The organism is uncultured Thiothrix sp., from assembly GCF_937876535.1.
GTDB lineage: Bacteria > Pseudomonadota > Gammaproteobacteria > Thiotrichales > Thiotrichaceae > Thiolinea.
Genome location: NZ_CALFHZ010000018.1, coordinates 140,709 through 163,110, shown reverse-complemented (window position 1 = coordinate 163,110; position 22,402 = coordinate 140,709). Strand labels below are relative to the sequence as shown.

Annotated in this window: 20 protein-coding genes; 9 read left to right on the top strand and 11 right to left on the bottom strand. The window is 41.1% G+C overall.

What is annotated here, in order from left to right; all coding sequences use genetic code 11:
• Positions 1–59: 59 nt before the first annotated feature.
• The 6 genes from Q0230_RS09825 to Q0230_RS09800 all read right to left on the bottom strand — a co-directional run bounded on the left by Q0230_RS09825 (position 60) and on the right by Q0230_RS09800 (position 6,208).
• Positions 60–722, bottom strand: coding sequence for a methionine ABC transporter permease (locus Q0230_RS09825; protein ID WP_298609810.1), 663 nt, complete (start codon positions 720–722; stop codon positions 60–62).
• Complete coding sequence (locus Q0230_RS09820) at positions 694–1,893, bottom strand: methionine ABC transporter ATP-binding protein (protein WP_298609809.1); 1,200 nt, start codon at positions 1,891–1,893, stop codon at positions 694–696. Before Q0230_RS09820 ends, Q0230_RS09825 begins: the two co-directional genes overlap by 29 nt.
• A 29-nt stretch (positions 1,894–1,922) precedes the next feature.
• Positions 1,923–2,741 (bottom strand): MetQ/NlpA family ABC transporter substrate-binding protein, encoded by an 819-nt coding sequence (locus tag Q0230_RS09815; protein WP_298609808.1) that lies wholly within the window; start codon positions 2,739–2,741, stop codon positions 1,923–1,925.
• Positions 2,742–2,864: 123 nt separating this feature from the next.
• A complete protein-coding gene (locus Q0230_RS09810) occupies positions 2,865–4,271 on the bottom strand; it encodes an FAD/NAD(P)-binding protein (protein ID WP_298609806.1) in 1,407 nt (468 codons plus the stop codon).
• 55 nt (positions 4,272–4,326) lie between these two features.
• The gene (locus Q0230_RS09805; RefSeq protein ID WP_367274131.1) at positions 4,327–5,157 is read right to left on the bottom strand and encodes a MetQ/NlpA family ABC transporter substrate-binding protein; all 831 of its coding nucleotides are present in this window, start codon (positions 5,155–5,157) and stop codon (positions 4,327–4,329) included.
• Positions 5,158–5,197: 40 nt separating this feature from the next.
• Positions 5,198–6,208 (bottom strand): 2-oxoglutarate and iron-dependent oxygenase domain-containing protein, encoded by a 1,011-nt coding sequence (locus Q0230_RS09800; RefSeq protein WP_298609805.1) that lies wholly within the window; start codon positions 6,206–6,208, stop codon positions 5,198–5,200.
• Positions 6,209–6,542: 334 nt separating this feature from the next.
• Here Q0230_RS09800 and Q0230_RS09795 point away from each other — a divergent pair, with 334 nt between their 5' ends.
• From Q0230_RS09795 to Q0230_RS09780, 4 genes are all read left to right on the top strand, one after another.
• Positions 6,543–7,517 carry an aliphatic sulfonate ABC transporter substrate-binding protein gene (locus tag Q0230_RS09795; RefSeq protein WP_298609804.1) on the top strand — a complete coding sequence of 325 codons (975 nt, stop codon included), beginning with the start codon at positions 6,543–6,545 and terminating at the stop codon, positions 7,515–7,517.
• A 10-nt stretch (positions 7,518–7,527) separates the two neighbouring features.
• Positions 7,528–8,382 (top strand): ABC transporter permease, encoded by an 855-nt coding sequence (locus Q0230_RS09790; RefSeq protein ID WP_298609803.1) that lies wholly within the window; start codon positions 7,528–7,530, stop codon positions 8,380–8,382.
• A 21-nt stretch (positions 8,383–8,403) separates the two neighbouring features.
• The gene (locus Q0230_RS09785; RefSeq protein WP_298609802.1) at positions 8,404–9,132 is read left to right on the top strand and encodes an ABC transporter ATP-binding protein; all 729 of its coding nucleotides are present in this window, start codon (positions 8,404–8,406) and stop codon (positions 9,130–9,132) included.
• A 68-nt stretch (positions 9,133–9,200) separates the two neighbouring features.
• A complete protein-coding gene (locus Q0230_RS09780; protein ID WP_298609801.1) occupies positions 9,201–10,559 on the top strand; it encodes an LLM class flavin-dependent oxidoreductase in 1,359 nt (452 codons plus the stop codon).
• Positions 10,560–10,587: 28 nt separating this feature from the next.
• On the opposite strand, the gene Q0230_RS09775 is transcribed toward Q0230_RS09780, so the two are convergent.
• Positions 10,588–11,880, bottom strand: a complete 1,293-nt coding sequence (locus Q0230_RS09775; RefSeq protein WP_298609800.1) for an acyl-CoA dehydrogenase family protein — start codon at positions 11,878–11,880, stop codon at positions 10,588–10,590.
• 328 nt (positions 11,881–12,208) lie between these two features.
• Here Q0230_RS09775 and Q0230_RS09770 point away from each other — a divergent pair, with 328 nt between their 5' ends.
• From Q0230_RS09770 to Q0230_RS09750, 5 genes are all read left to right on the top strand, one after another.
• Positions 12,209–13,459: an SfnB family sulfur acquisition oxidoreductase gene (locus Q0230_RS09770; protein ID WP_298609799.1), complete on the top strand. Its 1,251-nt coding sequence runs from the start codon at positions 12,209–12,211 to the stop codon at positions 13,457–13,459.
• 66 nt (positions 13,460–13,525) lie between these two features.
• Entirely contained in the window at positions 13,526–14,932 is a 1,407-nt protein-coding gene (locus Q0230_RS09765) for an LLM class flavin-dependent oxidoreductase (RefSeq protein ID WP_298609798.1), read from the top strand.
• A 499-nt stretch (positions 14,933–15,431) separates the two neighbouring features.
• A complete protein-coding gene (locus Q0230_RS09760) occupies positions 15,432–16,571 on the top strand; it encodes a methionine ABC transporter ATP-binding protein (protein ID WP_298609797.1) in 1,140 nt (379 codons plus the stop codon).
• Positions 16,561–17,217, top strand: a complete 657-nt coding sequence (locus tag Q0230_RS09755) for a methionine ABC transporter permease (protein WP_298609796.1) — start codon at positions 16,561–16,563, stop codon at positions 17,215–17,217. Before Q0230_RS09760 ends, Q0230_RS09755 begins: the two co-directional genes overlap by 11 nt.
• A gap of 29 nt (positions 17,218–17,246) precedes the next feature.
• A complete protein-coding gene (locus tag Q0230_RS09750; RefSeq protein ID WP_298609795.1) occupies positions 17,247–18,062 on the top strand; it encodes a MetQ/NlpA family ABC transporter substrate-binding protein in 816 nt (271 codons plus the stop codon).
• A 259-nt stretch (positions 18,063–18,321) separates the two neighbouring features.
• Here Q0230_RS09750 and Q0230_RS09745 read toward each other — a convergent pair whose 3' ends face one another.
• The 4 genes from Q0230_RS09745 to ssuD are packed head-to-tail and all read right to left on the bottom strand — an operon-like array spanning position 18,322 to position 22,024.
• Entirely contained in the window at positions 18,322–19,080 is a 759-nt protein-coding gene (locus tag Q0230_RS09745; protein WP_298609794.1) for an ATP-binding cassette domain-containing protein, read from the bottom strand.
• Positions 19,077–19,865 carry an aliphatic sulfonate ABC transporter permease SsuC gene (ssuC, locus tag Q0230_RS09740; protein ID WP_298609792.1) on the bottom strand — a complete coding sequence of 263 codons (789 nt, stop codon included), beginning with the start codon at positions 19,863–19,865 and terminating at the stop codon, positions 19,077–19,079. The genes Q0230_RS09745 and ssuC overlap by 4 nt, the downstream gene beginning before the upstream one ends.
• Positions 19,866–19,913: 48 nt before the next feature.
• Entirely contained in the window at positions 19,914–20,861 is a 948-nt protein-coding gene (locus Q0230_RS09735; protein WP_298609791.1) for a sulfonate ABC transporter substrate-binding protein, read from the bottom strand.
• A gap of 17 nt (positions 20,862–20,878) precedes the next feature.
• Positions 20,879–22,024: an FMNH2-dependent alkanesulfonate monooxygenase gene (ssuD, locus tag Q0230_RS09730; RefSeq protein WP_298609790.1), complete on the bottom strand. Its 1,146-nt coding sequence runs from the start codon at positions 22,022–22,024 to the stop codon at positions 20,879–20,881.
• Positions 22,025–22,402 lie beyond the last annotated feature (378 nt).

Here is a 22,402-nt window from a genome sequence, read left to right as displayed (position 1 = left end):
TAAGCGAGATAGCAAAGCTATCTCGTTTTACTTTAAATTATTTTTTTAGTCAGCAGGCTTTAACGCTCTTTCAGCCAACGCACGTAGCGATCACCAATAAACTGCACCAGTGTCACCAACACAATTAGCATCACAATAACCAAGACCATTACTTGAGTATCAAAGCGCTGATAGCCATAACGAATGGCTAAATCACCCAAACCACCGGCACCGACTGCCCCGGCCATTGCAGAAGAGCTGATGAGTGCTACGAGTGTAATAGTAAAACCACCAATAATGCTGGGCAGTGCCTCAGGTAGATAGACATGACGAATAATATCCCACTTTTTGCATCCCATAGCCTGTGCAGCCTCGATTAAACCGGCATCTACTTCTCGCAAACTGACCTCAGCAATTCGGGCAAAAAATGGAGTGGCACTAATCGCCAAGGGGACTATCGCTGCCCACACACCGATGCTAGTACCGACCAACAAACGGGTTAACGGAATCAGTGCTACTAACAATACAATAAATGGTGTGGCACGAAAGCCATTGACAAGACTACCGATCACTCGATTTAAGCGCGGGGAAGCTAAAAAACCTTGCGGTGCGGTGACAACTAATAAAATAGCTAAGGGAATCCCCGCCACAAAAGCAATAGCACCAGAAACACCGACCATGGCCAGCGTATCAAATAAGGCCTGCCAATAGCGATCAGCGGGAATGGAAAGTGCCAGCGACATAACCTAATACCTCGATATGATGAGCAATTGCCTGATTGCCCTGAGTTAGCTGTTTAAAATCAGGTAAAGCTATGTTGCTGTCTACAGCCAGTAATAAACGACCATGCGCATGTCCCTGAATCCGATCTACTCCGCCATGTAATAGACTGCTACCTTGGAAATATTGACTAATGCGCAATAAATCAGGCTCTAGCTGATTCTCTCCGTTATAAGACAGTTGCAAAATCTGTTGATAAGGACCACTTATAGGGGGAGTAGTTTGTAAACGATCTTGCAAATCGTCGGGTAAATGATGTTGCAAAGGTGCTAATAGTGCTTTAGTAGCTTCATGCTGAGGGTTGCCAAAGATTTTCCACACCAGTCCACATTCAGCGACTTCACCCTGTTCTAGTACGACTACCTGATCAGCAATTTCTCGAATGACGCTCATCTCATGGGTAATTAGAATAATGGTAATACCTAATTGACGATTAATATCGCGCAATAATTGCAAAATAGATTGGGTAGTTTCAGGGTCTAAGGCAGAAGTGGCTTCATCACATAATAAGATTTCAGGATTGGTAGCAAGAGCGCGTGCGATGCCCACACGCTGCTTTTGCCCGCCAGATAGGCGCTTAGGAAAAGTGTGATGTTTATCCTGTAGCCCGACCAAAGCCAATAACTCTGATACACGCTGTTGAATATCTGCCTTAGGTACACCTGCAACTTGTAACGGCAAAGCGACATTTTCGAAAACAGTTTTGGCAGATAAGAGATTGAAGTGTTGAAAAATCATGCCAATACGGCGGCGTAATTTAACTAAATCCACTTCATTTAAACCACCAATATCAATACCACCCACGAATACCTGGCCGCTACTAGGTTTCTCCAAGCGGTTAATTGTACGTAGTAGACTTGATTTACCCGCCCCACTGCGCCCAATAATCCCAAAGATACTACCCGTAGGAATATCCAAATCAATTCCTTTTAGTGCATAGAAATCGCCCGTTGCCAGTGGATAAAGCTTGATAACTGACTTAAAAGAAACAATATTAATTCCTTTAGTAACAGTTTTTGGGCTTGAATTGAATAGTAAATCTCCAGTTTCTGTTTTAGTCTGAATAGGCTCACGCTTTTCAAATTCTGAAAATTTACTGAGAGTATCGCGGCGCAACGCTAGTGAGTAACTCATGCCAACCACCCCTTAATAGGAATAAAGAATTAATTTAGCCAAGCTAAAGAATAAAGATTCTTATCATTAGCAAATCCACGGCTAATCGCTTCTTGTACGGTAGGCGAGTCTTGATAAATTTTAATAAACTTTTTAATCACAGGATCGTTAGTACGTTCTGCCTTAGTGACAAATTGAATAGCAAATTGTTTATCTTCAATACCTGAATAAGCTAAACCACTAGAAGGGTCAAATGCTTTAGCGGCGACAATAAAGTGCGGGTACCCTTGGGCAATATCAACATCCCCAGTAATACGCCCTAACTGCGGGCCTTCTACTTCAACGAAACTAAGTTTTTTAGGATTCTCAATAATATCATTTAAAGTACCTAGATAACCAACCCCTGCTTTAAGTTTAATCAAACCGGCTTTGTCTAATAATAATAAACCTCGCCCTTGATTAACAGGATCATTAGCAATTCCTACTTTTCCTTCTGCAGGAATATCAGTCAATTTTTTATATTTAGTAGAGTATAGACCAATATTACCTAAGACGCCTGTGCCAGCACTACCTAATTTAAAACCTTGTTTTTCAATGGCTTTATTTAAAAATGGTTGATGTTGAAAATAATTTAAATCAATGTCACCAGAGTTTAAAGCGAGATTGGGCGTCGTCCAATCTGTAAACTCGACGACTTCAACTTCGATACCTTGAGCTTGAGCTTCTTTAGCAGCAGCATTAATTGAATCCGCATAAACACCGGGTAAAACACCAATTTTTAATTTATCCGCTGCATAAGAACTTGAAAAGCTCGCTATAGCAACAGCAGCTACTGTATAAATTACAGCTTTCTTAATTTTTTCTAACATAATATATACCTCATAAAATTAAAGATAATAAGTCATTGTTCAAGGTATAATAATGAATTTTTTTTGAAAACTAAATAAGAAGTTATGCTATGCAATTTTAAAAAAAGAAAAAGCTGAAAAAAATTAAGCATTATCCACAATAATACCAGCCAAGTGATGGGTATGAGCTCTCAATTCAGGGACTGCAATAGACTCCCAAAAGTGTGCCTTCAACATCGGACCTACATAATATAGATCTTTGGTTGCACTACCTGCTGCATTAATTAATTGATAATGCTCATCAATCTGTACTCCAATATGTAATGCATCTGGTAATATTAAACCTTCTGCTAGTAATTGTTGAATTAAGGGATTGGGTATACTAGCTAGATGATTATTAGGTCCGGTGCAATTAATGATTGCCCCTACATTTAAAGCTTGGATTTCATTGGTTTTTGTTTGAATTTCAACTTCAAATCCTTGTGGTATGGGTTGAATGGCTCGAATACGTGCGGCTAATAATTTTATTGTTGATTGTTTTAATAACACTTTTAAGCGCTGATGAGCTGAAGGGGCTAAGCGATGGCGATGCACATCCCAATAAGCTAGGACATGTTGTAGAAAACGTCGGCGTTCTGCTTCAGTCAAGGACTGCCACAATTGAGCAGTATAAGGGCGTAGTTCATTTAGTACATCGCGCCAATCCCCTTGTGTGTCCATACGTAGCCTAGCTTCCTGCCGTATGGCTTGCATATAAGCACGAATTGTCTTTGGCACTGACTCTAAATAAGTGGGAAAACCTTTAATGAGTGGAGGCTGTGGATTAAAACGATGTCCTTCGGGTAATAAGCCTTTGCGTGACAGCATTATAACTGACCGTGATGGATTACTGCTAGTCAAACGAAATAATACATCGATAGCCGTATGCCCTGTTCCGACAATTAATAAAGTTTGATCATGTGATAGTTGATCGATTGATCGCCAGTCTAATGGATTATTCACATAATTATTCAATGAACCATTAGAATTAGCTAATAAATTTTTAGAGGGAAAATGCCCCAGTGCTAATACGACCTGATCACCTACAAGGGTCTTAAGGCTTTTCAACGAAATTATGAAATTACTTTTATGTTGTATTTTTTTAACAGCAAGAACCTCATCTTTAATAGATTCAAATTCATGTATGCTATTTGTTATAGCTTGCTGTAAGCTTTGCTGCAAATAATCGCCGTAAATACGACGTGAAATAAACGAACCTTTATTAAATGCAGGATCTAAGGTTTGGCAGAATCTTACAAAATGATCAGGATCAGTTACGAAAGCACTCATATTTCCTGCAGGTACATTCAGTAATAAGTTATCATCCCAACAAGTGTAAGCTAATCCCATTCCTACATAAGCACGCTGCTCAATCAGTGTAATTTTTAGCAGAGGAGCAGTATCTTTAAGTAAAAGATTGATTGCTGTTAAAGCTCCACTATAGCCACCGCCAATAATAATTATATGTTTATTAGTATCAGTCATAATCATAACTAACTCAATATCATTCATAAAATAAAAAACCATTCTCTAGCATAGAGAATGGTTCTAAAGCATCAGTTATAAATTATTTATCAGCATGTACAGGAATAACAGAACCTTCATAGCGCTCATTAATGAATTTAGCGATCTCAGCTGATTCTAATATTTTAGCTAAATTTTGAATTTTTTCATTTTTAGCTAACTCAGGAGTCGTTACTAAGATATTGCCATAAGGATTGCCCTCTACTTTTTCTAAGGCTAAAGCATCTTTAGCAGGTTTTAGACCAGCCTCTAAGGCGTAGTTACCATTAATAATTGACAAAGCAACATCAGGTAATACTTGCGGTAAAATAGGTGCTTCAATTTCCTTAATTTCTATTTTTTTAGGATTTTCAGCAATGTCACTAGGCTTGGCAAGTTTACTAGCATCAGTGAACTCAGGTTTTAGCTTAATTAGCCCATTCGCTTGTAGTAAAAATAGGGCACGGCTTAAATTGCTTGCATTATTGGGTACAGCTACGACTGCTGCCTCAGGTATTTCACTTAGACTTTTATATTTTTTTGAATAAATACCTAAAGGTTCAATATGGACGGTTGCTACTACTTCAAACTTGCGTTTTAGGGCTTCTTCTTGGGTACGTAAATAGGGAATATGTTGAAAGTAGTTGGCTTGCACATCCCCACCCGCTAGTAATTCGTTCGGATTAACGCCATTCACAATTTCAATAACTTTTAAATTTAATTCTGGGTGGGCTTTTTGAATATGCTCTAAAATTTCTGCATGTGGAATAGCATCAGCTGCTACTTTTAACTCTTCATCAGCGGCATAAGCTTCACTCAAAGTTAGACTTGCCAGTGCTAGTAAACTCACTTGGAAGATTTTTTTGAAGGTAAGGGTAAAGCTTTTTAGTTTCATGATTCAGACCTATGTTAATTGGATTAATTTAATATGGTTGTTAATTTGCCAGGATATCAGCGTAATAACGTTGGGCGACATCAGGGTGGGAGCGCAAGCGTCCTTTGAGGTAATTCCAACCCACCTCACGCAGTAGTGGATTTAGGGGATCAGTAGCAGGACCTTGCGCTTGTGCAGCTAACTCAGGGGCTAGGGGATAAATAGGTACGGTAGTATCTAGTGGAGCACCTAAAAAGAAAGCGATAGAAAAGCGCTGTTGCCCAGCGGGAGGTGTAATGACACGGTGAATAGTGGCACGCAAATAACCATTAGTGGCTAATTCCAATAGCTCACCAATATTCACGACAAAACTACCTGCAATCGGTTTGGCGTCAATCCATTCACCCGCATGAGTTTGGACTTGTAAGCCACTTTGTTCGTCTTGCAGAACTAAGCCTAAAATTCCACTATCTTTATGTGGGCCTACCCCTTGCTCACTATCAGTATGTTCACGTCCGGGATAGCGAATAAGTTTGGCATGCTCATTGGGAGATTGACCGTAGAGCTGGTCAAACGCATTTTCTGCTAAGCCTAAAGCTAAGGCTAAAGCACGCAAAATTTTTAAAGCAGTCTGATTCAATGCTCGTTGCCACTCTTCAACGATAGGGCGCAAGCTAGGCAAAGCTTGAGGCCATAGATTAGGACCTTGTAAGCGCTTCCATGCAGGCTCATGCGCAGCTAGGGCTAAGGCAACTCGTTCAGCTCCTAAATCAAACTGTTCGCGCCAATCACGTTGCCCACGCGTATATTCGGCTGAGGCTTGTGAATAGCCGCGAAAATGTGGTGAATGAATCATTTGTACACTTAATTTATCCGCGCTGGATAAAGCAAAAAATGCCTTCGCTTGCTGCTGTACCTGTGCTAGCAGTGATGCATTCACGCTATGTCCAATCACATAAAAAAAACCACTATCGTGAGCTGCATGTCTTAGATCCTTTAAGAACTGTTGACGTTCTGCTAAACCTGCATCTAAGTGTGATAAATCCAAAACGGGTAAATGATTTTCAGACATGAGACATCTCGATTAGTAGTTTTCTGAGAGTATTTAAACCTTGAGTCATCACTACACTACGCAAGCATTATGCCAACCACCTACCCGTAGCTCAGAATTGATTTTATTCCCTTAAAAATCAAAATATTAAAATTAATTTACTCACAGGTTTACTACTAATACATTGAAACCCCATTTGTGATAGCAACAACGATCTGTTGATTAGCTGTTGCTAGATCAACAGAAATAAATCCACAGAAGATATTTCTGCAAAGCTATGCAGAATATTCTATTTAGCATCGTCGCCTAAGTTTGTTAGTTTTAAAAAGACATTGTCGAACAGGAATTAATATTGATGACTATGCCTTTATTGAATAAGCTAGCTGGCAGCTTACTATTAGGTTCAACACTTTTTATAACACCTTATACCTATGCTGCCGTTGATGAGATTAAAATAGACTATGCCTACTATTCACCGACTAGCTTAGTATTAAAAAAATTTGGTTGGTTAGAAGAGTCTTTAAAGAACACCAATACTAAAGTTAAATGGGTATTGAGTGCAGGCAGCAACCGTGCTCTAGAATATCTTAATGGCAATAGCGTTGATTTTGGCAGTACGGCAGGGCTTGCAGCAGTATTATCGAAAGCGAATGGTAATCCAATTAAAGCGATTTACGTCGCCTCTCGCCCTGAATGGACTGCCTTAGCTGTTGCTAAAGACTCCACCATTAGTGAGATACAAGATTTAAAAGGAAAAAAAGTCGCTGCTACTAAAAGCACAGATCCTTATTTATTCTTGCTACGCTCCTTACAGAAATTCGGTTTAAAAAAATCTGATATTGAAATTATTCCCCTTCAACATCCAGATGGACGAGCCGCCCTAGAGCAAGGTCAAGTCGATGCATGGGCTGGGCTTGATCCACATTTAGCCGCAAGCCAACTACAAGCAGGTTCTAAAATTATTTATCATAATATTGATTTTAATACTTACAGTTTCTTAAATGTGAGGGAAGCCTTTGCTAAAGAAAATCCAGAAGCAGTAAAAGTAGTACTTAATGCTTATGAGCAAGCACGTGATTGGATCATTAAACATCCAGAGGAAGCAGCTACTTTACAAGCTGAAGAAGCTAAAATTCCTTTAGAAGTTGCTAAGTTACAATTAAGTCGCATTGATTTTTCCAATCCAGTTATTGGTGAAGAGCATAAAAAAGCCTTAATTGAAGCTGCTCCTATCCTGACGGAAGAAGGCTTAGTGAAATCAGATACCGATGTGACTAAAGTAGTTCATGACCTAATTGATCCTAGCTTTATTAGCGATTTAGTAAAGTAAGGTAGGTATTATGAGTATCCCCTCTGAAGCCATGAATGAAGCTTATCATCAACCTAGCTTCCTACAGCGTTTTTCTAAATTTAATCCCAGTGGACTCAATATTTCTAAGCTTAATCTCATAGGTTGGCTGCTGCCTGTTTTATTCTTTTTAGGCTTGGAAATAGGTGCTCAACAACAATGGCTTGAGGCAAGGCTATTACCACCGCCTAGTGTGATTGTTGGTACTTTTAAAGAGTTATTCCAAGATAATTTATTAGCCCATATTAGCATTAGCGCTTTTAGGGTGTTGACAGGTTTTCTAATAGGATCAGGCTTAGGTTTAATCATTGCGATATTAGTAGGGCTTACACCTATTTTGAAACAACTGATTGATCCTACTTTCCAAGCCTTACGCAATGTACCCAGTCTTGCTTGGGTGCCTTTACTCTTATTATGGTTTGGAATTGATGAAACACCCAAAATCATTATGATTGCATTAGGTGCTTTTTTTCCTGTTTATTTAAATGTATTAAGCGGCATTCAAAATGTAGATCGTAAATTAATTGAAGTTGGTCGTATCTATGGATTAAATCGTGGGCAACTAGTAAAGCGCATTTTATTGCCCGCCGCACTTCCCTATATTTTTACAGGTTTACGCACAGCCTTAGGCTTATCCTGGATGTTTCTAGTAGCTGCTGAATTAATTGCTGCCTCACAAGGTTTAGGTTATTTATTATCTGATGGACGTGAAACCAGCCGCCCTGATCGAGTGATTGTCGCTATTATTTTAATTGCTATTTTGGGAAAATTTAGCGATTCATTATTACAGAGTTTAGAAAATAAGAGTTTACGTTGGCGTGATACTGCCTTAGTTAATCATCAGTAGCTGCACTAGGATATAGAGCCTATGAGTTTGTTAACAATTCAAGTCCATCAGAAAAAATTTGCTGAGCGCGCTATTTTAACGGCTATTGATTTAACGGTGGAAGGAGGGCAAGTTGTCAGTCTAATTGGTGCTAGTGGTTGTGGAAAAAGCACTTTATTAAGAATCATTTCTGGATTAGAGCTAGAGTATCAAGGGAAAATCAGCCTTGAAGGTAAAATAATTACCAATATCAATCAGAGTATTGGCTTTATTTTTCAAGAACCACGTTTATTGCCGTGGTTAAATGTAGCAGATAATATTGCCTTCGCTGCTGAAGGCAAACCTGATTATCCATATATCTCTAGTTTATTAGAAGAAGTTGGATTAAGTGGCTATGAACAAGCTTTACCTAAGTCCTTATCGGGTGGACAAGCACAACGGGTAGCCATTGCACGTGGCTTATATCGTCGTCCAAAAATATTATTACTCGATGAGCCTTTTAGTGCAGTTGATGCTTTTACGCGTATCCGCTTGCAAGATTTATTAACACATATCGCCCTAGCTCATCATATTACCCTTATTTTAGTCACACACGATGTGGATGAAGCGGTTTTTTTAAGTGATCGTGTAATCGTGATTGGTAATCAACCAGGTACTGTTACCGCTGATTTAGCAATTAACGTATTACGTCCACGCAAGCGTGAAAGTCCAGAGCTACTAAAGGAACGTGCCATCGTATTTAATGCTTTGCAAGCAGCTCATATCGTTTAACGTGTTTAAATTAGCACTTTAATAAGCTAATTTAACGATTTATTTTTTACAATTCTTACTCAAGAACCATGATGCAGCTTAAAAAAATTATTCATGTCAATGCTTTTAATATGAACTGTGTAGGGCATATTCATCATGGTTTATGGGCACATCCACGTGACCGCTCTTTTGAATATAATACTTTACAATATTGGCTAGATTTAGCAAAAATCTTGGAGCAGGGGCTATTTGATAGCTTATTTCTGGCAGATGTGATTGGCTATTACGATGTTTATCAAAATAATACTGAGCTAACCTTAAGGGAAGCGATTCAATTACCTGTCAATAATCCGTGGCTCTTAGTCTCTGCTATGGCCGCAGTAACTAAACATTTAGGGTTTGGTATCACCAGCAATATTTATGCAGAGCAACCTTATACTTTTGCACGCACCGTTTCCACACTGGATCATTTAACCCAAGGACGCATGGCGTGGAATATTGTTACAGGCTATGTGGATAGTGGCGCACGCGGCTTGGGAGCTAATAGTTTAGCTGAGCACGATAGCCGCTATGATCGCGCCGATGAATTTTTACAACTCTGTTATCAACTATGGGAAAACAGTTGGCAAGATCATGCGGTCGTTAAGGATAAGCAGCAGCGGATTTATACGCATTCGGATAAAGTTCATCCGATACACTACGATGGCAGATTTTATCGAACACATGCTATTCACATGAGCGAGCCTTCTCCACAACGTACCCCTGTGTTATTTCAAGCAGGTAGTTCAGAGCGTGGGCAACAGTTTGCAGGTCAACATGCGGAAGCGGTTTTTATAGGTGCACCGAATCCACTAAGCGCACAAAAAACAGCTCGAGCTTTGCGTCAAGCAGCCGTTAATGCAGGTCGCCAGCCTGAGGATGTAAAGATTTATGTCGGGATTGCTGTAATTACAGGGCAAACCGAGCGCGAGGCACAGGAAAAATACCAAGACTACCTGCACTATGCCAATCCAGAGGCAGGCTTAGCCCACTTCTCTGCCAGTACTGGCATTGATTTCGCACAATTTGATTTAGATGAGCCGATTACCCCAAGTCACTCTAATGCGATTCAATCCACGCTACCTTATGTGCTCGGCAAAACGCGGCGCCAATTATTAGAGCAATTTAAATTAGGCAGTCGCTACACGACATTAATTGGTGATGCCCAACAGGTAGCTGACTATTTAGAACAATGGATGGATATTGGAGAGATCGATGGTTTTAATTTAAGCCGGGTGGTAGTGCCTGAAACATGGCAAGATTTTGCAAGATTTATTGTCCCTGAATTACAAAATCGGGGACGTTATCAAACAGAATATCGTACAGGCACTCTACGGGAAAAGTTATTTGGCAAACAAGCCTATTTGCCGAAAAATCATTATGCGCGCCGTTTAAAACCCACACACTGACGCAAACAGCGTGTGGTTATCAATAAATCTAGGCGGCTTTTGTACTGGAAACAGAACTTTCTGAAGTGGTTGATTCAGGTAATGGTTTATAGCTCGGACCTTGTCCAATTTTCCACACATAGGGGGGTTCAGTGCCATTAATCTGCCAATCACCAATAATGCGGGCTTTATAAATTAATGGGTTGTGTGAGGCAACGGTTCGAGCATTACGCCAGTGCCGGTCAAGAGATAATTTAGTGCTGGCAGCAGATGCGCCTAAGGCATTAAATAACTGACTGGTTGCTTTGATGACTAATTCAGAAAGCACCACTTGCCCTTGCGCTGATTCTAATTCCGCTTCAATATTCGCTTGTTTTTCTTGTTCAGGTGTTCCATGCCAATGCGCATCATAAGCACGCTGTGAGGCAAAGGCAGCTCTAACCGCTGTAGCTTCGGCTGCATAGGTATAGGCAGATATTTCCCCCACTACCTGTTGTACTTGCACATCTTGCGCAAAAGAAGATGCATTACTAGTACTGTAAATGCGGGTGCGATCACGCACTTGCCTAGATACATCACGTAAGGCTGCACGAGCAATCCCTGCCAGAGTAGCTAGATGGAACAATTGATAAAATGCTGTTTGATATTTGAAACGCGATTCAAACGGAATCAGTTCTTCAACCACAGCATTTTGATAAATCGAAGTACCACTTCCGGTCGTGCGTTGTCCAAAACCATCCCAATCATCTTCTTGAATGACACTTGCTTGATGGGTGCTGACCGCGGCAATCACATGGCTGCCATCCTCATCACGAGCAAATAAATCAATCCAGTCGGCAAAAATACTCCCTGTGCTATAAAACTTCTGCCCATTGACAACTAAACTGCCATCTTGTTTGGATACGCGCGTATTGACCTCACCGATTGACACACTACCGACTTCAGACCAGGCATTGCCTACCAAATCACCTTGGGTAAACCGCTTAAACCATGTCAGCACCTTCTCATCGCGTGGTGCATTCAAGCGGTCTTCTACAAAGGCAAAATGTCCACGCAAAGCCTGTACAATATTAGAATCGGCTTCTGCCAGCTCAATCAACAATTGAAAGAGCTGTGGCAAACTGACTCCATCACCACCGTATTCTACTGGCACGCGCACAGCACCAAAACCCGCTTCTTTTAACCATTTAATTTCCTCCCGCCCCAAACGACGGTTTTGCTCACGCTCTAAGGTATTGGCTGCAATGCGTTGAAAGATTGGACGGTATTTCTGCGCCACCGTTTCATAATGGGGTTCTTGCACAATTGGTGCAAAACTATAAGTGTTAGCAATGCCAGACATGTAAATTCTCCCTGACTAAAATAGCTTGGTTGCAAATCAATAAGGCCAAACTGTAGGAAAGGATGCTTTATTTAGGAAATAGTTATTTCATATATAATTAGCTATTTTCCTGCAAAAAAAATTATTAAAAATAGTCACTGAAATTACTATGTTTCTTTATCAACAATACTTAAGCAATTTGTCGAATTAGCAACATTTACCAAAAATTATTAATAAATTAAGTTTTTGATTTAAAAAGATAAAATAGATTGGCACAATATCTGCCAAGTGATTCATAGGTTTTAACCACTACCTATCTGTTTAGTCTTTTATTTAAGAGTTTATACCTATGACTACACCTGCTTTTACGCGTCCACGTGTTAATTCGACAGAGCCTTTTAGGCCTTTAACACCACCTACCACACCAGCCTATCGTTTAACTAGTGAAGAAGAGGCTATTCAAATTGCTGAGCAGTTAGCAAAACAGTTAATTACAGGAGCTGCTGAACGTGATCGTGAAGGTTATTTACCGATTGAGGAAATCAATGCTTATTCGCAAAGTGGCTTGTGGGGCTTGAATGTACCTAAGGAGTACGGCGGTTTAGGGGCTTCGTATGCCACAATTGCGAAGATCTCATCAATTATTGGGGCTGCGGATTCGAGTGTAGCTCAGATCGTGCAAAATCATTTAGCCTTAGTAGCGCACATTAGCGTCGATGGTACAGATGAGCAGAAACAACAATTATTTGATTTAGTTTTGAAAGGCTATCGGTTCGGCAATGCATTTTCTGAGTTAAACAGTAAAACGGTCGCTGCGTTTGAAACTAAAGCCGTGGATGTGGGTGACCATGTTGTTGTAAATGGTGAGAAGTTCTATACCACGGGTGCATTGTTAGCGCACATTGTGCCGATTGTAGCAGTGAATGAAAACGGGCAAGTGGTCTTAGTCTTTGCAGATCGGGATGCACAAGGTTTAACAGTTACTAATAATTGGTCAAGCTTTGGGCAACGGGTCACTGCATCCGGTGCAGTTAAAATTGAAAACGTCAAAGTACCTAAAAATCGTACTATTATAGTCACTGCTTTTGAACAACCTACGCCAGCAGGCGCGATTTCACAAATTATTCAAGCAGCGATTGATGTCGGTATTGCACGCCAAGCCATTGATGAAACCATTGAGTTTATTAAAACGAAAAGTCGCCCTTGGTTGGATAATGATAAACCGACTGCTGCCGAAGATGTATTTACCATTCATGCGATAGGTGACCTGAAGATTAAATTACATGCTGCCGAAGCTTTATTAGAACGTGCGGGCTATGCGATTGATCAAGCAGAGGCTAATAGCACGGAAGAAACCGTTAACACCGCTGGCTTAACCACCTCAGAAGCTAAAGTGTTAACCACTCAGATTGCGATAGAAGCAACCAATCGTTTATTTGAATTAGCGGGTACACGCTCGACCTTAGCTCAGCATAATTTAGATCGTTATTGGCGTAATGCACGCGTCCATACCCTACATGATCCAGTACGTTGGAAATACTTCCATATCGGTAATTACTACCTCAATGGCATCAATCCGCCGCGTCATCCGTGGAATTAACTGAAGTCAGTACTAAATTCTGCTGCCAAAACTAATTTGGCAGCTCACCTTATTTTGGAGCTACGCATGACAAAACCTATTCGCTTTAATGCTTTTGAAATGAATTGCGTTGGGCATCAATCACCTGGCTTATGGCGTCATCCACGTGACCGTTCGTGGCAGTATAAAGATCTAGAATATTGGACAGATTTAGCAAAAATTTTGGAGCGAGGCATTTTCGATGCGGTGTTTATTGCTGATGTGATTGGCTACTATGATGTCTATCACGGCAATAATAATCATGCCTTTTTGCAGGGTGTGCAAATTCCGGTTAATGATCCCTTGCAACTAGCCAATCCTATTGCATCCGTCACTAAACACTTAGGTATCGGCATTACCGCCTCCACCTCTTTCGAGCACCCATATACCTTTGCACGCCGCCTTTCGACAGCCGATCATCACACTAAAGGGCGAGTTGGTTGGAATATTGTCACGTCTTACTTAGAAAGCGGGGCTAAAAATATCAGTCAAACCGGCTTAAAAAGGCACGATAATCGTTACGAAGTTGCGAATGAATATATCGAAGTGCTCTACAAACTATTTGAAGGCAGTTGGGAAGAGGGGGCGGTGATTCGTGATCGAGAACAAGGTATTTTCGCGCTGCCTGAGAAAATTCATGAGATTGGGCACAAGGGTAAATACTTTGAAGTCCCTGGTTATCACCTATGTGAACCATCACCACAACGTACACCGGTACTATTCCAAGCCGGTGCTTCTAAGGCAGGGAAGGATTTTGCCGCGCAACACGCCGAATTAGTCTTTATCTCAACGCCTACTCGCGAAACGACCCGCGCTTATGTTCAAGATATTAGAGCGCGCGCGGCGGCCGCAGGACGTGATCCTAAAAAACTATTTATTTATGCCTTGGTAACGATTGTGGTGGATGAAACGGATGCTAAGGCGCAAGCCAAACTTAAAGACTATCAACAATACGGTTCTTATGATGGTGCTTTAGTGCTTACTTCTGGTTGGACAGGCATTGATTTTGGTCGTTACGCCCGTATGGATAGTGTGCGCAAAGTGGAGACCAATGCGATTATTTCTGCGGTTGAGCACTTAGCTGAAGGTGGTAAAACCTGGACAATTGAAGAGTTAGCAAACTGGGCAAGCATTGGCGGCTTAGGCCCACTTTTCGTAGGCTCTGCCTCTACTGTAGCCGATCAATTGCAAGAATGGATTGAAGATACTGACCTAGATGGCTTTAACTTAGCCTATGTGGTGGCACATGAAACCTTTGAAGATGTGGTTGGCTATCTAGTACCAGAATTGCAAAGCCGCGGTGTCTATCCCAAAGAATATCGCGAGGGTACTTTGCGCGAAAAGTTGTTTGGGGAAGGGGCTTACCTGCCTGACAATCATCCAGCGGCACGTTATCGTGATATTGAAAAAATCAAACGAGAACAGCGTGAGCAAGCGCTGAAATTGGCAAGCTGATACTCTATTCAAATTTCCCAGTGGTAAAAATCGCTGGGTTTAACCTAAACTATAAATTTCTTAGTCCTATTGCTTTCTATCAAGATATTCTCACTAACTTAACTCAATATTTTCAAAGCATTCAAACGGTATTTATCTAAAAATAGCTATTTCTTAGTTTAAAATAAACCAAACTAATGAGTCAAATTGATTGATTTGAAAATCGCCGAAATAACTTTATACTCATTAAATAAAAAATATCTATTTCACTAAAATAAAACAGCAAGCTACTTAATCGCTTTTGCTGACCCGCTCTCTAAAAGTAATGTTGCTGTGCAAACAGTAATTCAATAAATTCATCTCAACATTGTTGGTAATTCAACAAGATTTACAAATAAATAAATATAACTCTATGATTTTATTCTATTTTATAGAGTGGCATGTATTGTGAATAGTTATCTACTCTATTGCTGATTATGAATCTTTAAGTATCACTTAATTGCAAGTATGAAGGACTTTTATGCAGCCAAAAGATCAATCAACACCTGTCATTCGCTTTAAACAAGTTAATAAGGACTATATTGTCAATGGAAAAAAGATTAAGGCGCTTAGCAATATAGATCTGGATATTCCTGCAGGAGAAATATTTGGCATTATTGGTCGATCAGGTGCTGGCAAGTCCACCTTGTTAAAGTTAATTAATTTATTAGAATATCCAAGCTCTGGACTGATTAGCATTAATGGTGTTTCTACTGCCACCGTATACAAAGGTAATTTGCGGCACTTAAGGCAAAAAACTGGTATGGTTTTTCAACACTTTAATCTATTAAATGCGAAAACTGTTTGGCAAAACATAGCTTTTCCCTTGCAAATTGCTGGACAACTTAAGCAGCAGGCGATCAACCAACGGGTAAATCAGTTAATCGCCCGAGTAGGTTTAAGTGAGCATACACATAAATATCCGCGCCAACTATCGGGTGGGCAAAAGCAAAGAGTGGGTATTGCCAGAGCACTAGCGTGTCAACCTAGTATCTTGATCTGCGATGAGGCGACCAGTGCGCTTGATCCAGAAACTACGCATTCAATACTCAAGTTATTAGCTGAGCTTAATCAAGAACTAGGACTAACTATTGTCTTGATTACACATGAAATGGATATAGTTAGGCAAATCTGTCATCAAGTTGCTGTAGTTGATAAGGGGAGTATTGTAGAAACGGGCAAGGTGGAGCAGGTGTTTTTACATCCACAACATCCCAGCACTTATTCACTGGTATCCGAACTCGAACAACACTTAGCGCCGCCACTAGAGAGTCATTTAGCGGAATCAATCTATCGGTTTACGTTTTTAGGAAAGCTTACGCATCAGCCTTTATTGAGTGAGCTAGCACGTCGCTTTGGAATAGATTATTACATTGTCGCTGGGCGCATAGGGACTATTCGTAATCTCTCTTATGCGCAACTAACTATTGGTCTAAGCGGAGAGTCTATTCAAACTGCACTTCAATACTTACGTGAGCAGGGCGTGCATATTGAGGCAGTAAACCAAGTTCCACCAATAATCTCCCACCCAAACAGCGTTAGTTCAAGCCAGCACACCACCACTACCACTACTACCACAACATCTACCTTCCCTGTCTATGGAGGTGTTTATGCTGTTTGATAAGGTGGATTGGCAGCAAATAGGTCAAGCCGTGTTAGATACCTTAGCAATGCTAGGGGGTTCCTTATTTTTTACGGTGTTATTCGGTTTACCCTTGGGCACTTTACTATTTTTAACCAGCAAAAATCAGCTTTTAGAACAAAGATTTGCTTATAGTACGCTATCTTTTTTGTTAAACATTTTGCGCTCTATCCCATTCATTATTTTACTTATCTTGTTAATGCCACTGACCACTCTTTTAATGGGAGTGTCTTTAGGGGTACGGGGTGTGATTCCCCCTTTGGTGATTGGCACTACAGCATTCTTTGCTCGTTTAGTGGAAACAGCCTTACGCGAAGTTGATCGAGGCGCTACCGATGCTTCAGTAGCAAGGGGGGCGTCTATTCCTCAAATTGTATTCCGAGCCTTATTACCAGAGGCTCTGCCGGGAATTATTGCGGCTATTACGATTACTGCTGTGGTGTTAGTCGACTACACCGCTATGTCTGGAGCCATCGGCGGCGGCGGTATTGGTGATTTAGCTATTCGTTATGGTTACCAACGCTTCCAAACAGAAATCATGATTATTACCGTTCTTTTACTAATCGTGCTCGTACAAATCTTACAGGCTTCAGGCAATCGTCTAGTAGCCCATTTTACTCATTAATCAAATTGGCTCTCTATAAGGAAGTATCTATGAAATCATTTAATTTATTTGTTCCTACCCTAACTGCTCTGAGTTTTTGGTTGAGTGCTAATGTATTCGCTCAAGAAAAGTTAGTGATTGGCGCAACCGCAGTACCACATGCAGAGATTTTAGAGTTTGTAAAACCTCTGGTAGCTAAAGAAGGCATTGATTTAGATATTAAAGTGTTTTCAGACTATATTCAGCCCAATGCACAACTGGTATCCAAACAGCTTGATGCTAACTACTATCAGTACCGTCCATTTTTAAATGATTATAATCAACAACATGGTACGAGCCTAAGCCCTATTGTGCCTGTGCATGTTGAGCCATTTGTGGCGTATTCCAAACGACTTACAGATGTTAAGCAATTGGCTGATGGCGCAACCGTTGCTATTCCCAATGACCCTGTCAATGGTGGACGTGGTTTATTGCTGCTACAAAAACTAGGATTAATTAAACTGAATGGTAAGCCAGAATTAGACTCCCCCACTGATCCATTACCAACTCTCAAAGATATTGCAGAAAATCCCAAGAAGTTAAAAATTGTTGAATTAGAATCTGCCATTTTACCGAGAGCTTTGGATCAGGTGGAGCTTGTGACTTTAAATGGTAATTATGTACTAGAGTCTAAATTGCCTTTGGATAAATCACTTTATATTGAGAAGGGACAAGATGGTAAAAATATCTGGGGTGAATACTTGGTGACACGTCCTGAAAACAAAGACGATAAAGCGATTGCTACCTTAGCCAAAATTTTAAATAGCGATGTGACTCGTGAGTTTATTAAAGAGCATTACAAAGGTGCGATTTATCCCGCTTTCTAGTGTAGTAAGGCATTGACTAAGTACAGCAATGTATCCAGAAAGCGCTGAGCGACCGTAGCCTAGGCTACGGTCTTTACTAGACTAGCAGCAGCGGATGCCTCCCTCACACAAATTGCCAAAAATGAATTTGAGATCATTGAGGTTATTCAATGAGTTATATCAGCAAGTCAGAAATAGGAACTTTTGAAGATGTGGCTGCGTTTACATACGCCACTAACAAGCTTTCTTTCAATCGCTTTGGCTATACTTGCTAACTCAGCTAAGAAGCCAAACGACTTTGATGTAAGCCTGTTACGCTAGTTGGGCGCAAAATCTTCTGCAAAATCTGTGCGCTATATTGCACGGCCTCAGGTGAGGCCATATCGCGACTACGTGTTAGGGTAATCGGTAAATCTAAAGCCACTTGCCCTGCTTCCAATACCAATACTCGATCTGCTAATTGCACCGCCTCTGGTACATCATGCGTGACTAATACCACAGTGAACTGATGCTCTTGCCAAATACGCTCAATCAGACTTTGCATTTCTAAACGAGTGAGCGCATCCAATGCACCTAAGGGTTCATCCAGCAACAAAAGATGTGGCTGGTGAATTAACGCTCGGGCTAAAGCTACCCGTTGGCGTTGACCACCTGATAATTGTGCAGGCCAGGCCTTGGCTTTTTCTGATAAACCAACCTCTGCTAATACTTGCCTAGCGCGGTCTTGCCATGCACCTTTTAAACCTAAACCGACATTGTCTAGCACCGTTTTCCACGGTAATAGTCGATCATCTTGAAACATTAAACGAGTCTGACCTACTTCACCTAGGGCTTTACCGTCAATACTGAGCAGTCCCGAACTACTTTGTTCCAAACCTGCCAATAAGCGTAATAGAGTACTTTTTCCACAACCACTGCGCCCTACAATGGCAATAAATTCACCCGCTTGAATATCCAGATCAATTTGTTGTAAGACTGGTGTTTGCTGAAACTGTTTACTCAATTGACGTAAATGAATACGACTTCCTTGGATACTCATGATGAACTCCTTACATAGGCAGGATGCCAGCGCAACCAAACACGCTCTAATAAACGCACCAATACATCGGCTAATTTGCCTAGTAAGGCATATAACAAGATTGCTAACACGACTACATCAGTACGCAAAAACTCTCGCGCATCCATCGCTAAATACCCAATACCTTCACGAGCTGAAATGGTTTCCGCGACAATTAAGGTCAGCCACATAAATCCCAAGGCAAACCGCACACCCACCAAAATCGATGGCAAAGCTCCTGGCAGAATCACATCTCGGAATAAGGCCCAACCTGTCAGACCATAGCTTTGCGCCATTTCCCTTAAGCCTGAATCAATTTGGCGGATACCATGAAAGGTATTGAGGTAAATGGGAAATAAAGTACCCAGTGCCACTAAAAATACTTTAGCAGTCTCATCAATACCAAACCAAATAATGACCAGCGGAATCAGTGCTAAATGGGGTACGTTACGGATCATTTGAACCGAGCTATCAATCAGGCTTTCGCCCCAACGTGACAAGCCAGTAATCAAACCTAGAGCCAAGCCTAAGCCACCACCAATCACAAAACCTAAGGCAGCCCGCTGAAAACTGACGCCTAAGTGATGGATTAACTGTCCAGAGCTTAATAACTCCCAACCCGCTTTTAAAACCGCACTGGGCGCGGGCAAAACACGATTGGATAGCCAACCACTACTTACTGACCATTGCCACAGCGCAATTAATAATAGGGGTACCAACCAAGGAAGTAAGGGTTGCAACCAATGCGTACGTGAACTGTTGTGCATAGAGCCTCCTAAGCCTTCTACCTCGCTAGATAGAAGGCTAAATTTCTCTTATTTTGGTTGCCACACGACGGATTTCACATCGAGTTTTTTTGGAATCAGTGCTAGGTCAGAAAAGGTGTCGGCAATTTTTTGCTGGTATTCAATAATCTCAGGCGTAAGGAATTGCGTACCATAGCCACCCCGTTTAATAGCTACTTCTACTACTTCCTGTGGCTGACTGATGGCAGGGGCTAGAATGTTAGCTGCCTCGGTAAAATTCTCCGTCGTCCATTGGTCTAAGGTTTGCAAATTTTCCACAATGGTTTTAATGGTACTTGGATAGTGATCGGCAAAGTTTTTTGCTGCGATATAATATTGATAGTTTTTTACAAGCCCTTCACCGTCCCGTAACACTCGCGCTTGCAATGCCGATTGTGCGGCGGCTAAGAATGGATCCCAAATCACCCATGCATCCACCTTATTACCTTCAAACGCAGCGCGTGCATCCGCAGGCGGTAAATAAACAGGCTCAATATCTTTAATCGTTAAACCTGCTTCTTCCAAAGCTTTTACTAATAAGTAATGGACGTTAGAACCTTTATTCAAGGCGACCCGTTTACCTTTTAAATCTTTAACCGTTTGTAAAGGTGAATCTTTAGGCACTATCAAGGCTTCACCTTTCGGAGCTGCTGGCTCATGTGCCACATAATACAAGGCTGCATCCGCTGCTTGTGCAAAGACGGGGGGTGTTTCGCCTACTGTACCAAAATCAATACTTCCCACATTTAACGCTTCCAACATTTGCGGGCCAGCAGGAAACTCTGTCCAAGTAATATTAATCTTTTGATCCGCAAAGTGTTTTTCTAAAATTTGGCGCTCTTTTAATAAGGTTAAAGTGCCGTATTTTTGAAAACCAAAACGGATGGTTTCAGGCGCATCTTCAGCCTGTACTGCAAGGGAACTCGCCAATAAGCTCACCCCTAACCACAAAGCGAGGCAGGTTGTTTTTAAATTCATGACTATCTCCAAACTTATTAAGAAGCTGCAACAAGGGGGGTATTACTTTGGGTTACTCGGCTATCAAAGGCACCACCCGTATAAAAACCTTGGGTGCTAAACTGTTGTTTATTGGGTAACAGTGGGAATACTAGTTCGGCAAAACGGTAGGCTTCTTCCAAGTGTGGATAGCCAGAGAGGACAAACGTGTCTACGCCTAAATCCACATATTCTTGTAAGCGTTTTACCACTGTTTCAGGGTCGCCCACTAAGGCAGTACCTGCACCGCCTCTTACTAAACCTACTCCCGCCCATAGATCAGGGCTGACTTCTAAACGATCCCGCTTACCACCATGTAATTCGGTCATACGGCGCTGCCCCACTGAATCAAGGCGAGCAAAATTGTCTTGGGCTTTTTGAATGGTTTCGTCGTCTAAATAAGCAATTAGCTCATTAGCAGCCTCCCAGGCAGCTGCACGCGTTTCACGTACAATCACGTGTAAACGCACACCAAAACGTACAGTGCGCCCATGTTTAGCTGCTTCAGCCTTAACGGTTTTAATTTTTTCAGCCACAGCTTGAGGTGGTTCGCCCCAGGTCAGATAAGCATCAATATGTTTGCCAGCAAGTGCATGGGCAGCAGCAGATGAACCACCAAAGTACAGGGGGGGATAGGGCTGTTGATCAGTCGGAAACACATTACGTGCATTACGAATATCAAAGTGTTTACCTTTGAAATTAACAGTTTCACCGCTTAATAAACTTTTCCAAATGGTAAGAAACTCATCAGCAGCACTGTATCGTTCATCATGTGAATAATGCACCCCTTCAGCCGCTAACTCTTCCGCATCCCCACCAGGAACTACATTTAATAAGAGACGCCCTTTCAAGGCTTGATCTAAGGTAGCCGCTTGGCGCGCTGAAGCAGTAGGGCCAGTGATAGAGGTACGTAAAGCCACCAGGAGTTTTATACGTTGCGTGACCGGAACTAAACTGGAAGCGACACCCCAAGGATCTAAACAGCTTGCTCCGGTAGGAATTAATAAGCCGTCATAACCTAAGGTTTCAGCACTTACCGCTATCTGTTGCAAATAGGCTTGCGTAGGCGCACGTCCACCTTCTTTTTTACCTAAATAGCGAGTGTCTCCTGCGGTAGGTAAAAACCAAAATACCTCGATGCTCATTGCGAGTTACAACCTTAATTAGTCAATAGTGAATACCCTGACTAGTATGGGTTAAGCCAACCAATACTCTTAAATAACAAAAATTCAATTTCTTATTAGCAAGCCGTGGCTACTGTTGATTTGGCAACACCTGATCAGCAATTTTGTATAGGCTGCAACAAAATTTGGTCATTTTTAGTTGAATTAGGCTAAATGCAAACAATATGACCACTAAGTTCTATCTACAGAAAAATATCTTATATGGTATCCATAAATAATAATAAAAGGATCTTGTTTATTTACTCCATCTATTCCTAAAAATAATCCTTTGTTCTTATAGCAACAGCGTAACAACAAATTGTTTAATTAATTAAGAATTATCAAAAGGCAAATTTAATA